Annotated in this window: 16 protein-coding genes; 2 read left to right on the forward strand and 14 right to left on the reverse strand. The window is 32.9% G+C overall.

All coding sequences use genetic code 11. From position 1 onward, the window contains the following. Positions 1–210: 210 nt before the first annotated feature. From M0Q20_RS06820 to M0Q20_RS06845, 6 genes are all read right to left on the reverse strand, one after another. The gene (locus M0Q20_RS06820; RefSeq protein ID WP_295059695.1) at positions 211–438 is read right to left on the reverse strand and encodes a hypothetical protein; all 228 of its coding nucleotides are present in this window, start codon (positions 436–438) and stop codon (positions 211–213) included. A 2-nt stretch (positions 439–440) separates the two neighbouring features. Then, entirely contained in the window at positions 441–1,064 is a 624-nt protein-coding gene (locus M0Q20_RS06825) for a recombinase family protein (protein ID WP_295059697.1), read from the reverse strand. Positions 1,065–1,214: 150 nt separating this feature from the next. Next, positions 1,215–2,351: a Fic family protein gene (locus tag M0Q20_RS06830; protein ID WP_295059700.1), complete on the reverse strand. Its 1,137-nt coding sequence runs from the start codon at positions 2,349–2,351 to the stop codon at positions 1,215–1,217. 129 nt (positions 2,352–2,480) lie between these two features. Continuing rightward, positions 2,481–3,236 (reverse strand): cold shock domain-containing protein, encoded by a 756-nt coding sequence (locus tag M0Q20_RS06835; RefSeq protein ID WP_295059703.1) that lies wholly within the window; start codon positions 3,234–3,236, stop codon positions 2,481–2,483. 249 nt (positions 3,237–3,485) lie between these two features. Next, positions 3,486–3,884 carry a hypothetical protein gene (locus M0Q20_RS06840; protein ID WP_295059705.1) on the reverse strand — a complete coding sequence of 133 codons (399 nt, stop codon included), beginning with the start codon at positions 3,882–3,884 and terminating at the stop codon, positions 3,486–3,488. Then, on the reverse strand, positions 3,884–4,168 hold the full coding sequence (locus M0Q20_RS06845) for a hypothetical protein (protein WP_295059708.1): 285 nt from the start codon (positions 4,166–4,168) through the stop codon (positions 3,884–3,886). The genes M0Q20_RS06840 and M0Q20_RS06845 overlap by 1 nt, the downstream gene beginning before the upstream one ends. 127 nt (positions 4,169–4,295) lie before the next feature. Between M0Q20_RS06845 and M0Q20_RS06850 the strand changes: the two genes are divergently transcribed. Continuing rightward, positions 4,296–4,544: a helix-turn-helix transcriptional regulator gene (locus M0Q20_RS06850; RefSeq protein WP_295059711.1), complete on the forward strand. Its 249-nt coding sequence runs from the start codon at positions 4,296–4,298 to the stop codon at positions 4,542–4,544. A 236-nt stretch (positions 4,545–4,780) separates the two neighbouring features. On the opposite strand, the gene M0Q20_RS06855 is transcribed toward M0Q20_RS06850, so the two are convergent. Then, positions 4,781–5,875: a hypothetical protein gene (locus tag M0Q20_RS06855; protein ID WP_295059714.1), complete on the reverse strand. Its 1,095-nt coding sequence runs from the start codon at positions 5,873–5,875 to the stop codon at positions 4,781–4,783. 582 nt (positions 5,876–6,457) lie between these two features. Between M0Q20_RS06855 and M0Q20_RS06860 the strand changes: the two genes are divergently transcribed. After that, positions 6,458–6,760: a hypothetical protein gene (locus tag M0Q20_RS06860; protein ID WP_295059717.1), complete on the forward strand. Its 303-nt coding sequence runs from the start codon at positions 6,458–6,460 to the stop codon at positions 6,758–6,760. Here the strand turns inward: M0Q20_RS06860 and M0Q20_RS06865 are convergent. The 7 genes from M0Q20_RS06865 to ccsA all read right to left on the reverse strand — a co-directional run. Then, positions 6,749–7,996 carry a hypothetical protein gene (locus M0Q20_RS06865; protein ID WP_295059720.1) on the reverse strand — a complete coding sequence of 416 codons (1,248 nt, stop codon included), beginning with the start codon at positions 7,994–7,996 and terminating at the stop codon, positions 6,749–6,751. The two genes, M0Q20_RS06860 and M0Q20_RS06865, sit on opposite strands and share 12 nt — an antisense overlap. A 43-nt stretch (positions 7,997–8,039) precedes the next feature. Further along, complete coding sequence (locus M0Q20_RS06870; protein WP_295059723.1) at positions 8,040–8,669, reverse strand: HAD family hydrolase; 630 nt, start codon at positions 8,667–8,669, stop codon at positions 8,040–8,042. Positions 8,670–8,679: 10 nt separating this feature from the next. Next, positions 8,680–9,630 (reverse strand): ferrochelatase, encoded by a 951-nt coding sequence (gene hemH / locus M0Q20_RS06875; protein ID WP_295059726.1) that lies wholly within the window; start codon positions 9,628–9,630, stop codon positions 8,680–8,682. Positions 9,631–9,632: 2 nt separating this feature from the next. Then, positions 9,633–10,346, reverse strand: coding sequence for a DUF2461 domain-containing protein (locus M0Q20_RS06880; RefSeq protein WP_366933656.1), 714 nt, complete (start codon positions 10,344–10,346; stop codon positions 9,633–9,635). Next, positions 10,343–11,536 carry an anaerobic nitric oxide reductase flavorubredoxin gene (locus M0Q20_RS06885; protein ID WP_295059729.1) on the reverse strand — a complete coding sequence of 398 codons (1,194 nt, stop codon included), beginning with the start codon at positions 11,534–11,536 and terminating at the stop codon, positions 10,343–10,345. The genes M0Q20_RS06880 and M0Q20_RS06885 overlap by 4 nt, the downstream gene beginning before the upstream one ends. A 6-nt stretch (positions 11,537–11,542) precedes the next feature. After that, positions 11,543–11,701: a rubredoxin gene (rd, locus tag M0Q20_RS06890; protein WP_295059732.1), complete on the reverse strand. Its 159-nt coding sequence runs from the start codon at positions 11,699–11,701 to the stop codon at positions 11,543–11,545. A 60-nt stretch (positions 11,702–11,761) separates the two neighbouring features. Further along, positions 11,762–12,059 (reverse strand): cytochrome c biogenesis protein CcsA (gene ccsA, locus M0Q20_RS06895; protein WP_295059734.1); only part of this gene is annotated, 298 nt, incomplete at its 5' end.

Below are 12,059 nucleotides of genomic sequence, written 5' to 3' on the forward strand. Positions count from 1 at the left end.
TAGAGGTTAGAAATTTTTTGTTAAAAAAGGCTTTTCAAAAAAAATCCTTAGACACTATTCACTGTCGTTCATATATATGCCCTTTTCCTTACTCAAAATCAACAAAAATTCTTTGATTTTTATAACCTCTTTAGAGGTATAGGGCATTTTCCTTACTCACTTAAACAAATCCTTACTGACATATATATAGGGCATTTTCTTTACTCGGTTTCAAAACCCTTGTCTTTTAAGCTCTTTTGCAAACTCACTCATCCCTTGTTCTATCTTTTGCATCGCTGTTTGATTGCTCACAGGTACTAACTGAACCATACCGTTTATGAAGTTGGTTTTGAAGATTTGTTCTGTCTCTTTGTGGATAACCATATCATCATAATCTTTGTAAAAGTCATAGTTTTTTGTAAACTCTTCTGACATCACACTCAATACTTTTTGCTCCATTGTTACTTCTCCTTGTTTAATTTATTTTTTACATATTCACTTAAACTTTTGATAGTTCCATAGCCTAAATGTTTTTTTGAGATATTTGTGAGGCTTACACCAAGTCCATGAAGCTCTTTGATTTTTTCTCTATCTTTATCGTAGATGCTTCCTTGAATAGTTCCCACTGGTTTTCCAAGTTTTATCCCCTTAGCTTTTCTAGCTTGAAGTGCTTCTTTTGTTCTTTTGCTTATAAGATCTCTTTCAAGCTGTGCAAAAGCGGAAAATATATTTATCTGAAAATCTGTAAATGGATTTTGTTCATTTGGTTTTATAAAAAGCTGTTCTTTTAAGATATGAAGATTTACACCAAGTGCTATGAGTTGATTTACTATAGTGATTACATTTACAACACTTCTTCCTATACGACTAAGTTCAGATACTATTAGATTATCACCAGCTTTTAAACTCTCAAAAAGCTCATCTATCTTTCTATCTTCATCTTTTTTACGGCTACTCATCTTCACTTCGATAAATTTAACTTTACCAAGTGCGTTTTTGTTTACATAGTTTAAAATTGCGTGTTGTTGATTTTGTAAATCTTGTTGGTCTGTACTAACTCGAATATATCCTATAGTTTTTGCCATTTTTACCTCATTTACTTCTTAAGGTAATTATAGCATAAATAGTATTATATTTTTACTATTTATATATACTTTTATTAGTAAAAATAAAATAGTATCTAATGTTCATTAAAAGGTAAAAAACGAAGCAATTTAATACCACTAATGGAAAAGTTAAATTACATGGTTAATGGTATATCTCGTTCCTCTACCAGTTGTACCTTCAACTTTTTTTATACACCCTTTAGCCAATAGATCTGCGATATCTCTTGAAGCATTAGTTTCTGCTGTATTTGCTATTTTTACATATTTAGCTTTTGTAAGATCACCTTTAAAGTTTTCACTTCCAATATCTAGCAGTCGATTGAGTACTTTTATTTGTCTGCTATTTAGTTCATCTTCTCTATGAGCATCCCAAAACTTTGTTTTTTCTACTATGTAATTCAGCTGTTTCTGTGCATCTAGTAGTGCATGGTGTAGAGTTTTAAAAAACCACTCCATCCAGTAAGTGATATCTAGTGGATCATCTTTTTGAAATCTTCCAGTTGTTTTATCCAAAGCTTCATAGTAACCTTTTCTATCTTCGTAAATACTCTTTGACATGGTATAGATTTTTGAAAAAGAGGATTGTTCAAGTTTGGATAATACTCTGTCTGTTAGTGCTCTTGTAATTCTTCCATTACCATCATCAAAGGGATGTATGATTACAAACCAAAGATGTGTAATAGCAGCTTTTTCTAATGTCGTTGGAGTATCATTAAACCATTTTATAAAACTATTCATTTCATTTTCAAGTGAATGATGTGGTGGTGCTTCATAGTGAATCTTCTCTTTTCCATAATCACCAGACACTACTTGCATAGCACCTTCGCCTCTAAACTGTGCTACTTTTATCTTTGAAAATCCACTATAACCTTTTTCAAACATTGCATGGTGCCAACCAAAGAGTTTTTCTAGTGTTAAATCTTCATCATAGTTTGTGTTAGCATCAATGAGAATATCTACATAGTTATCCTCTTTTTTTAAAGCTTTATAGTGTTGCTGAGATTCTAACCCTAACTTTTGCTTTATAGATGAACGAACACTTTGTCGATTAAGTATTTCTCCCTCTATCTCACAACTTGCAATGATCTCTTCTTCTAAAGCTTTTGCTATTGAATGTTTTGAACTCTCTTTATCCATTAAAAGCATAAAGGATTTTAATTTGCCTTGTTCATAAGCAATATCTCTTAACAGTGGTTCTAATTTTTCTTTATCGTACTTAAAATTGGGATACTCATCATGTTCCCATATCCATTTTTGTTTTTTCATAGAGTGAGTATAGCTAAAGTGGAGTGAAAAATCAATCTTTTCGTACCGTAAAGTGGTATGTAAAATCAATATTTACATACTATAGTTATAAGTAAGAAGCACAATTTCTAAAGCTAAAATTTCGTTTTCCTATTTGATTTCTTCCAACCAAGAATCATAATCGGTCGCATGACTCAAGAAAAATGCTAATATTATCAATCCTATTGTGCCAATTATTGCAATATCTTTTTTAAAAATCCACAATATACTAATTAGTATGAAAATTACCAACCAAAATAACATTCTTTTATTTTTTGCAGATGTAGTTTTATCAACTAATCTCATTTTCAAAGCTTTTGCATTACTATTTATTTTTCTTAAATCATCTATTTTGTATTGTCCATTAGGACTTTTTTTAGCAATATTTGCAGCTCTTCCTCTAAAATTATGAATCGTATAATAATGAGTTCCTTTTCCTGTGCCAGGTTCTGAGCCAGTTGTTTTATAATATTGCATATTTAAAATGGTATTTGCACCAACTAATTCAGCTCCATCTATCATATCTTCTTTTGCACTATCTGGGGAATTTCTTGATGAACCATGAACTATCCAGTTAGATAATTCAATAACTTCCCAGCCTTTAATGTCAGTATTTTTACTCGTATAAACTTCATTTGGCACTTCATAACCAATAATTATATTTTGTTCTACAAGTTTTATCTGAACTGCTGAATAGCCCTTTGGCGTTGCTTTTTGTTCAAATTGTAGGTACACGCCTTCACACAATTTATTAAATTCATTTTTATTTGTGAAAGCTGAATTATGAAAAAAATAATCTTTTCCATCATCCCCTTTTATAAATCCATATTGCTTTTCTGATAAGTATGTTTTTACTATTCCCCTCAAAAATATTCCTATTACTAAGTTTATGATTTTATTATATCAAAACAATTCTCTCAAAGAGTCTCGAAATGGTTTGTGATATGTTGCAAAAAGTGTTGCAATGATCATAATCAAAATAACAACCGCCACATTTTGCTCACCTTGAGCCAATGTAAAAATAAATAATGCGATTAGAAGCAATAAAAATGGCATACAAATTCCCTAAATGAAGTAATTTAATACTCAAAATATCAATTAGTAAATATTATACCACTATTCCTTAACATAATAAACAGTATCGCTAATAGCCAATGTAAATTTCCAACCGTTTTTAATAGCTTCTTTTTTCAACCAAGTTTTTGCTTGATCAAAATTATCACTCTTGCAAGCCCCTAAATAGTTTGGAAATCTATTTGACTCAAGACATCTCATAACTTTTTGAGAACTTTTCATCTTTTTAAAAGTCACATAAAATGAATGATTATTAATGGCAATCCAACCACCTTGTAAAATGTCTTTAACTTCAAAGATCTTATTTTCTGGCTTGCATTTTACATATTCAAAAGTCGTTGTAGATGTTTCGCAATTGATTGTATCACCCAAATTATAGGCATATGACTGAGCAGTACCGAAAAGATATATTAACAACAAAAAAAATTTAGTTTTTGACACTACCATCTTCCCCCAGTAGTGTCATACATTGCCCAAAAATTAGCTTGTCTGTGATAGTAAGCATTTGCATTACCTTTCTTATCTGGCTTAAACCAAGCAAATATTAATGGCATCCACAAAACAAACTCTGCAAAAGCATTGTCACTTACACTGTGTATAAACGCTACCATAGAGCTATAATCTGCGATAATCCAGTAACCTGCCAAAATAACCAGCGATATTACCAATAATGTTAAATAGCTAACAATCAGTCTTGCTATTACATTTGCAAAATACTCTGCCACTTTTTACTCCTGAGATATAAATTCATATAATAAATATTAACTCAAAAATGCTTATTAAACACTTATAAGTGTTTGTTAGATTTTGGCCATATAGCTATTATCTTTGAAAACTTATAGGTGTTTATTATTGGAAGAAAATATAGATAAATTTTTAGATGAAATTGTTCTAAAAGTAAAAGAGGAAAGAATAAAAAGAAATATAAGCCAATTGGCACTTGCTGAAATTTTAGGACATAAATCTCCAAACTATGTAGCAAAGATTGAAACTAGAAAACATGATGTAAGTTACAATCTCTCTCACCTATATAAAATCGCTTGCGAATTTGGTATTGAAGTCACTGATCTTATACCACATATAAAATCTCCTTCAAAATAAAATCGTTCGCTACTATTCACTGTCGTTCATATATATGCCCTTTTCGTTACTCAAATTCATTAAAATTTTAAATTTTTCCCAACCTCTTTAGAGGTATATGCCATTTTCGTTACTCAACAAAACAAATCGTTACCCACTATATATATGCCCTTTTCGTTACTCATTATAATTAGCTTTCTTTACATCTTATCTACAAATGAAAAAAATCGTTACTTACTATATATATGCCGTTTTCGTTACTCATTTACTAAACTATTAGCAAATTCTAAAATGTATTTTTCTACTTCTTGATAGTTAGCTCTACCATTTAGTTTTTGCATTGTTGTATTTAAAAAAATCTTAGAAAGCATACTGTTTTCTTTTAACATATCTTGAGCATATTTTTTTCTATCTTTTGGCCAGTTTTCTTCAATAGCTTTAATTATATCTTTTTTAAAAAGTATAAGCTCATCAGGAGAATAATCAAATTGGTCATTATCTATTATCTCTTCAATAACCTTTTTTTTCCAGACTCTTCCTATTTGTGCTTCAAATTCAGATGTAGCTCCTATTCTACCAACATATATTCCATGAAAAATTGTTATAGGAGAACTTGTCCTTAATTGTGTATTCCCTAACATAATTGCTCCCTTACGATTATAAAAGAATGTAGGTGCACCAGACATACCTTCTTTAGATGCACAATCTACTAAAAATTGTTCTTGCCCATCCCATCCCAAATGAGGATTTGAAGCAACTGTTGCACGCTTCCAAATAGGTTGTCCTGTATAATCAGTAATTCCTTTTGGATAACCTATAATAAATATATCTTCACTTGCATATAAATAATCAGAATAATCCTCTATATCTTTATATCTCAGCTCTAAATCTTGTACATGAACTATATTTGTACTTAAGCCTACAGAATTCTGATGTTTTAATATTGTAGCTAGATTGATCTTTTTGCCATCAATAAGTGAACCTTCGGATAAATACTCTTGTGTCAAGTCAATAGGTATAGCCACAACATCTACTTTTGGCCATCCTTGAGGATGTATTAAATAAGTTGGTTTACCATCTTTTTCTAAGGGCAAGGATATACTCATTTTTACACTTCCATTAAACTCACCTTGAGAAACTTGTTGAGAAAATGTTGCAATGATTTTATTTGGTACAGATAAGTTCGTACTCAAGCTTTCTAGTGTTTCAGAATGTCTACCTGACACATTGTGCCAAGCAGTTATAATATAGCTTTTATTATTTTTTTTATAAAACACACCTGTTCCAACTGCAAGTTTTATATCATCTCTATAAATTGATAAATGTACAACTGCTTCAGATGGTTGAATCATAAATACTCCTCATATTTTTCTTAATTATACTTAAAACATGTATAGAATTGATTATATTAACACATACTAAGATAAGTCAGATAAGTCATTTTAGCTCGGATAAGTCCTATTCATGGTTATTAAGGGAGAAGAGTTTATTTTCAGATAAGTGCTTTTTCTTTCGGATAAGTCATTGAAAAAATGGCACTCAAGAACGGTCATTTTAGGCTTAAAAATCGCTCCAAATTCGCTCCAAAAAGTTCTCAAAATTTAACTTTTTTTACGAAATAGAAAATCAGAAAGCCCTGTTTATAAGGTACTTTTACGGAAATTTATAGAAAGTAAGAGTTTTCGTAATAAACTCTTATTTTCATCTTTAAATTCCACCTAATTAATATATATTTTCTATTTCATTAACTGCGGAAATATTAGCACATATAACTCTGCATGTAAACAGTACTCTGGTATTAAGTGCAAAAAGAAGCTATATTAAAATATTTATTGTAGAATTCAAGAATGATAAATGATTTGGTATTAAACTATGTAATTATTTTTATATTTTTTGAGCTGTATGAGATTTCTTGGCAGAAGGCACCCAGCATAATGGGTATGCTGATAAGAATGAACAAGTACTACTCAAAGAGTATATTTCTGTTTTTAATCATGCAACCTACTTTTTACTTCAGTATTGGGTTTGCTATGCTTACGAATTTTAACATCTATGCAATTATCTTACTATTTTTAAAGACGGTTGACGTAGCGACAAAGATACTTCTTTTAGAACAGGTTTTTAAAAAAAGAGAACTCACCCAAGAGTTAAGTCTTATTCTTCTAGCGCCCATAAACAGTTTTTTGCCGTATATCGGGTTATTGCTTTATCCTGTGCTGATTATATTAGCTATCTAAATCCGCGTATCTGTTTTTTAACTGTGCTTGTTTGGATAAAAACTTTACACTCTGAGATATATCTTCACTAGCTATATGATAATCTTTATGCAGCTTCTCTAAAGAGCTATCAATTTTTGCGTTAAGCGTATTGCCTAGAGCTTCAATCTGCTCTTTTGAACTTCTTGCTTCACTCTCTTTTGCATCTTTAAACTCTTTGATAATCATGCTTAGTTGCGATTGAGATTTTACATACTCTGACTTTATAACTTCTATATCTTTCATCAAATCTCTCATGGTGGCATAGATGTCATGCAAGGAGCTGTTTTGGGTTTGGAGTTCGCTCATTTTATTTGAAGATAAAATCATCTGTTTCATAATTATTTCGCTCTTCTCTTTTATGCTGCCTAGTCTATTGTCGCTCTCATAAAGAGATGTATTTATCCCCTCTGTGTGTGACTTAAGCGATAATACCTCTTTTTCAAAAGGCTTCATAATATCCAAGAGCTTCTCAGAAGTCTCTTTTATGATTGTATTTGCTACTGTTTGTGAGATATTACTCAGACCCTGTAGATTCTCTTTTATATCTTCAATCTCATCTACTATGTCGCCCCTACTCTCAACCGCCTTTGTAAGCGTGGCTTTTACTTTGTTGAAGTGATCCTGCTCCGCAACTCTTAGTATGTCTATATGCTTATGCACGACATTGTCGAGTGAAGGAAGCTGAACCTCAGTAAAATTTTCAAAAGAGTTTTTAACATCATCATGCCAAGAGCGCAGCTCCTCAAATTTTTCTAAAAATCTATTTTGATTTATTAGTATTGAGTCAAGTGCTTTTATATCATGTTTGAATCTCTCTCTACTTTGCTCATGCGCCTCTTTGTCTTGATTTTGATTTAAAATCATCTTTCTATCAAGCTGGGAACTAAACTCTTTTAGTTCTTCGAGCTGCTGGATTAATGCTTGAGTAAATTTATTCTGAGTTTTTGCCTGCTCAGATTGTTGCGTCTGATGTAAGATATTCATAATAATATACAAAATCAATGAAACCATAATGGGGATAAAGCTCTCTTTTAATGCCATAAACATATCCATAGAGTCAGGGTGGATTATAAAATGAACAACTGCACTAATAGCACCAACGCCTAGCATAAGCGGTGCATAATTAATCTTATTTGGCTTTTTAAGTATAGATATTTGTCTAAGAAAAAGCAGTGCCATTAATGCAAAAGCTATCAAAAAATCAGTATCAAACACCTTGTGTCCTTAAAATAGTTTCTAGCTATTCTAGCATAAAGTTTTATAAAACAATATCTAATATCTCTAATGGTCTCTCTACAATTAATTTTGCATTACCACTTGAGCTAAACCCCCAAGTTGCAAAAATAGAATCAATTGCAGCACTTTTTGCACTGAGTATATCTTTGCTGTTATCGCCGACCATCCATGCTTTATGTCTTTTTCCATCATAGCCGTAGTGGTCTAAAATATAGTGGAGCATTTCAGGACTTGGTTTAGAAGCAGAGACTCTATCTGCTCCGATTATGACGTTAAAAAGGGGCTTTACTCCCAAGTGCTCTAACATTCTAAAAGCAAACTGGGTAGGAGCATTTGTTGCAACGGATATTTTAACACCCGACTCTACAAGCTTTGTCAACATCTCTTGGACTCCATCATAAAGATAGACGTTTTTTATGCACTGCTCCTCATAGTGGCTCTCAAAAAGATCTCTATCTTTTGGGTTGTAAATCTCAGTCTCATAAAAGAGCTGTGAGAGATTTCTTACTTCCATATTTATAGCCTCGACTATAAACTCTTCACTAAGCGGAGCTAAATTATGATGCTGCTGCCTTACATGATTGACAGAGATGGTAATATCTTTTTTAGAATCAAGCAAAGTACCGTCCATGTCAAATATAACTATCTTCATCTCTCTGTGGCTATCTCATCTTCTCATATATCTCAACAAGCGCATCAACAAAAAACTCACTATCATTTGGACATTTGCAAACTCTATAATCTTTAAAACCTAGCTCTTGTGCAACTTCACGGTACTCAATCTCTAGCTCAAAGTCTGTTTCAGAGTTATCAATAGTAAATGCCAGAGGAAATATAAGCACACACTTAGCCTTAACCTCTTTTAGCTTATCCTCAAGCGAAGGCTTTAGCCACTCCATGGGTCCTACTTTTGACTGATATGCAAGATGCACCGCGTTAAAGTTCATACCCGCGTTTTTGAGTATATTTTTTAGTATATCTACATGTCTATTTATATGTTTTTCATAGACATCGCCTCGCTCTATCACTTTTACAGGAAGTCCGTGAGCTGAAAATATTAGGTCAAAATCGCTACACTCATGAGCACTAATACGCTCCTCAATCCTTTGCAATATCGCTTTGTTGTAGTTCTCGTTTTCAAAGAAGTGCTTAATCTCTACTAAAACGGCATTTTTGCCGTTTATGTGGTACTGCTCCTCAAAATCCTCTAAAGATGACTTAGTCGTAGTAGTTGAGAACTGTGGATAGAGTGGAATGAGATAAATTTTTTCTATCTCTTTGCTGTTTAATCTCTCTATAACTTCAGAGGCAAAAGGAGGTGTATAGCGCATAGCAAAATCAACAACAACATCATCTCCAAATCGTGATTGAAGCTTTTGAACTAATTTTTGTGTATGTCCTACAAGAGGTGATTTACCGCCTATTTGTCTATATATATCTTGTGATTTTTCTGTTCTGCTAAAGGTAATCATGGTAGCGATAAACCTCCTTAGAAGCGAACTCTTTACTGTTATTATATTTTTATCGTTAAACATATTGGTCAAAAAAAGTTCGACCTCTTCCAGATTGTTTGGACCGCCCATATTTAGTAAAACAATCGCTTCTTTTTTCATTACTAATCCTCTTTAGCTCTTAAACTTATCTCATATACAATGCGCTGCAATGGTAGCATATCTTCATATATTTTATATAGCGTATCAATCAGTCTATCGCCCTCTTCTATGAGGTTTGGTTCTAAAATTTTATAGGTTGCCATCCCTTTGTATAGACTCAACTCCACACTTGACATCTCTGCACTAAAACCTCGCGGATATCTCTTGTACTCTTTTTCAATTGTTTTATACCCCTTTGCTTCAAGGAGTTTTAAAAGCCTATCTAGAGCAACTCTTCTTTTATCATCTTTTATATATTCACGGTAAGCATCTAGCATAGGTTTTTCAAACCATCTTACACCGACAGAGACAAAAAGCTCATCGGGTGAGAAGTGGAGATAAAAAGAGGATTTTTGCAGTCTGCCCCCACTGCTGCCTTGAGTGAAAATAATTCCGATTCTTGATTTTAGGGGTGCTTTATTTGCGCCCATTCTGCGAGTATCGCGAAATATTCTAAAGAGTGCTTTGTTTATTTTCGGCTCAAAATCAATTGTCGGCTCAAGCGCCATGAGATGTTCACCCATCTCAACAGCAAAAGCGCGTGAAGGATTTAAGATAACTTTCTCATACTCACTTCTGTGTGCTTCAAACCACTCTTTATTGTTATTTTTGCGGATAGCTCTTAAAAAAGCAATCGCACCTTTAAATCCATTAAACTCTATGACAAGGCCTCTTATATTTTAGTCTCTTTTGCAAACTCTTCTCCAAAATCAATACACAACTTCGTGCCCTCTTCATCAGGCATCCACTCCATTTTTAAACCATCGTTTACTAGCTCAAATCCACTATCAACTAATCTCTCGTTTAAAACTTTCACAGACTCTCCGCTCCAGCCGTAAGAGCCAAAAGAGGAGGCTTTTTTGTTTTTAAACTTCAAAGCCTTTATAAGCTCAAAGGCAGCCGCTACAGAGGTTAGCACTCCTCTATTTACTGTAGGAGAGCCGACTAAAATCGCTTTGGATTTAAAAACCTCAGACATTACATCATTTTTATCTTTTTTGCTAAGATGCAGAAGTTTTACCACTACTTCACTATCTGCTTGCATAATCCCTTTGGCAATTAACTCTGCCATTACTCTAGTAGCATCCCACATTGTGTCGTAAATAATTGTAATCTGATTCTCTTGATAATCTTTAGCCCACTTAAGATAAAGATCGATTACCTGTTTAGGATTATCTCTCCAGATTACTCCATGAGATGTACAAATCATATCAAAAGGGAGATTGAGCGATAAAATCTCTTCTATCTTTCTTATAAGCATAGGGCTGTAAGGTGTAAGTATATTTGCATAATATTTCAAACACTCAATATGGAGTTCGGACTGATCTACTAAGTCATTATAAATCGCAGAGCTTGCATAGTGCTGCCCAAAAGCATCGTTACTAAACAAAATATTGTCCTGCGTTAAATAACATGCCATGCTATCTGGCCAATGGAGCATCGGCATCTCAATAAAAATCAACTCCTTATCGCCTAAACTAAGCTTATCACCGGTTTTTACAATATGAAAATTCCAATCTTTATGATACTGACCCTTTAGTGATTTAACACAGTTTTTACTGCAGTAAATAGGCGTATCAGGTATCAGGCTCATTAACTCGACCAGCGCTCCGGTATGATCTTTTTCTCCATGGTTTATAACAATGTAGTCAATATCTTTTAAATCTATCTTATTTTTAAGATTTTTGATAAAGACCTCACTAAAGGCATCATTTACGGTATCTATAAGAACATTTTTCTCTTCTTTAATTAGATACGCATTATATGAAGAACCTTTGTGAGTAGAGTATCTATAACCTTGATAATGCTCTATTTCCCAGTCAACATTACCGACATGATAAATGTTGCCCTTTATATTAAAGTCCATATCTAGTTAAATCTCTTCAAAATCATCTTTAGTAACGCCACACTCCGGACATCTCCAATCATCAGGAATATCCTCAAAAGCCGTTCCCGGCTCAACTCCAGAATCAGGATCACCAATCGCAGGATCATAAATATAACCGCATACCGTACATACATATTTTTTCATGACTTACTCCTAATGTTTTTATATAGTGAATTAACACTCTATATTCTACCATCTTTGTATTTAAGCTAGCTTTCTATTTCTAAAAGCGACAACTATTACAATAAATAAAATCGTATATGTTACAGGCACAAAGTCCGGAATCGGAACAGGATCGCCCTTTGCATATGAGTGCATTCCGGCAAGGTAATAGTTTACTCCAAAATAAGTCATTAATACAGATGTAAATGAGAGCAAAGATATTACACTAAAGTTAAATTCACTATAAATTGACTTGATAAATCTCAAGTGAACTACTACTGCGTAGATAAGAATTGTCACAAGTGCCCATGTCTCTTTTGGATCCCAACCCCAATATCTA

The organism is Sulfurimonas sp., from assembly GCF_023229025.1.
In the GTDB taxonomy this organism is placed as follows: domain Bacteria; phylum Campylobacterota; class Campylobacteria; order Campylobacterales; family Sulfurimonadaceae; genus Sulfurimonas.

What these genes read in the sequence shown, in the direction of transcription:
- M0Q20_RS06820 (WP_295059695.1), bottom strand. Translation starts at nt 438, where the DNA reads ATGGAGCAAAAAGTATTGAGTGTGATGTCAGAAGAGTTTACAAAAAAC.
- M0Q20_RS06825 (WP_295059697.1), bottom strand. Translation starts at nt 1,064, where the DNA reads ATGGCAAAAACTATAGGATATATTCGAGTTAGTACAGACCAACAAGAT.
- M0Q20_RS06830 (WP_295059700.1), bottom strand. Translation starts at nt 2,351, where the DNA reads ATGAAAAAACAAAAATGGATATGGGAACATGATGAGTATCCCAATTTT.
- M0Q20_RS06855 (WP_295059714.1), bottom strand. Translation starts at nt 5,875, where the DNA reads ATGATTCAACCATCTGAAGCAGTTGTACATTTATCAATTTATAGAGAT.
- M0Q20_RS06860 (WP_295059717.1), top strand. Translation starts at nt 6,458, where the DNA reads ATGGGTATGCTGATAAGAATGAACAAGTACTACTCAAAGAGTATATTT.
- M0Q20_RS06870 (WP_295059723.1), bottom strand. Translation starts at nt 8,669, where the DNA reads ATGAAGATAGTTATATTTGACATGGACGGTACTTTGCTTGATTCTAAA.
- hemH (WP_295059726.1), bottom strand. Translation starts at nt 9,630, where the DNA reads ATGAAAAAAGAAGCGATTGTTTTACTAAATATGGGCGGTCCAAACAAT.
- M0Q20_RS06885 (WP_295059729.1), bottom strand. Translation starts at nt 11,536, where the DNA reads ATGGACTTTAATATAAAGGGCAACATTTATCATGTCGGTAATGTTGAC.
- rd (WP_295059732.1), bottom strand. Translation starts at nt 11,701, where the DNA reads ATGAAAAAATATGTATGTACGGTATGCGGTTATATTTATGATCCTGCG.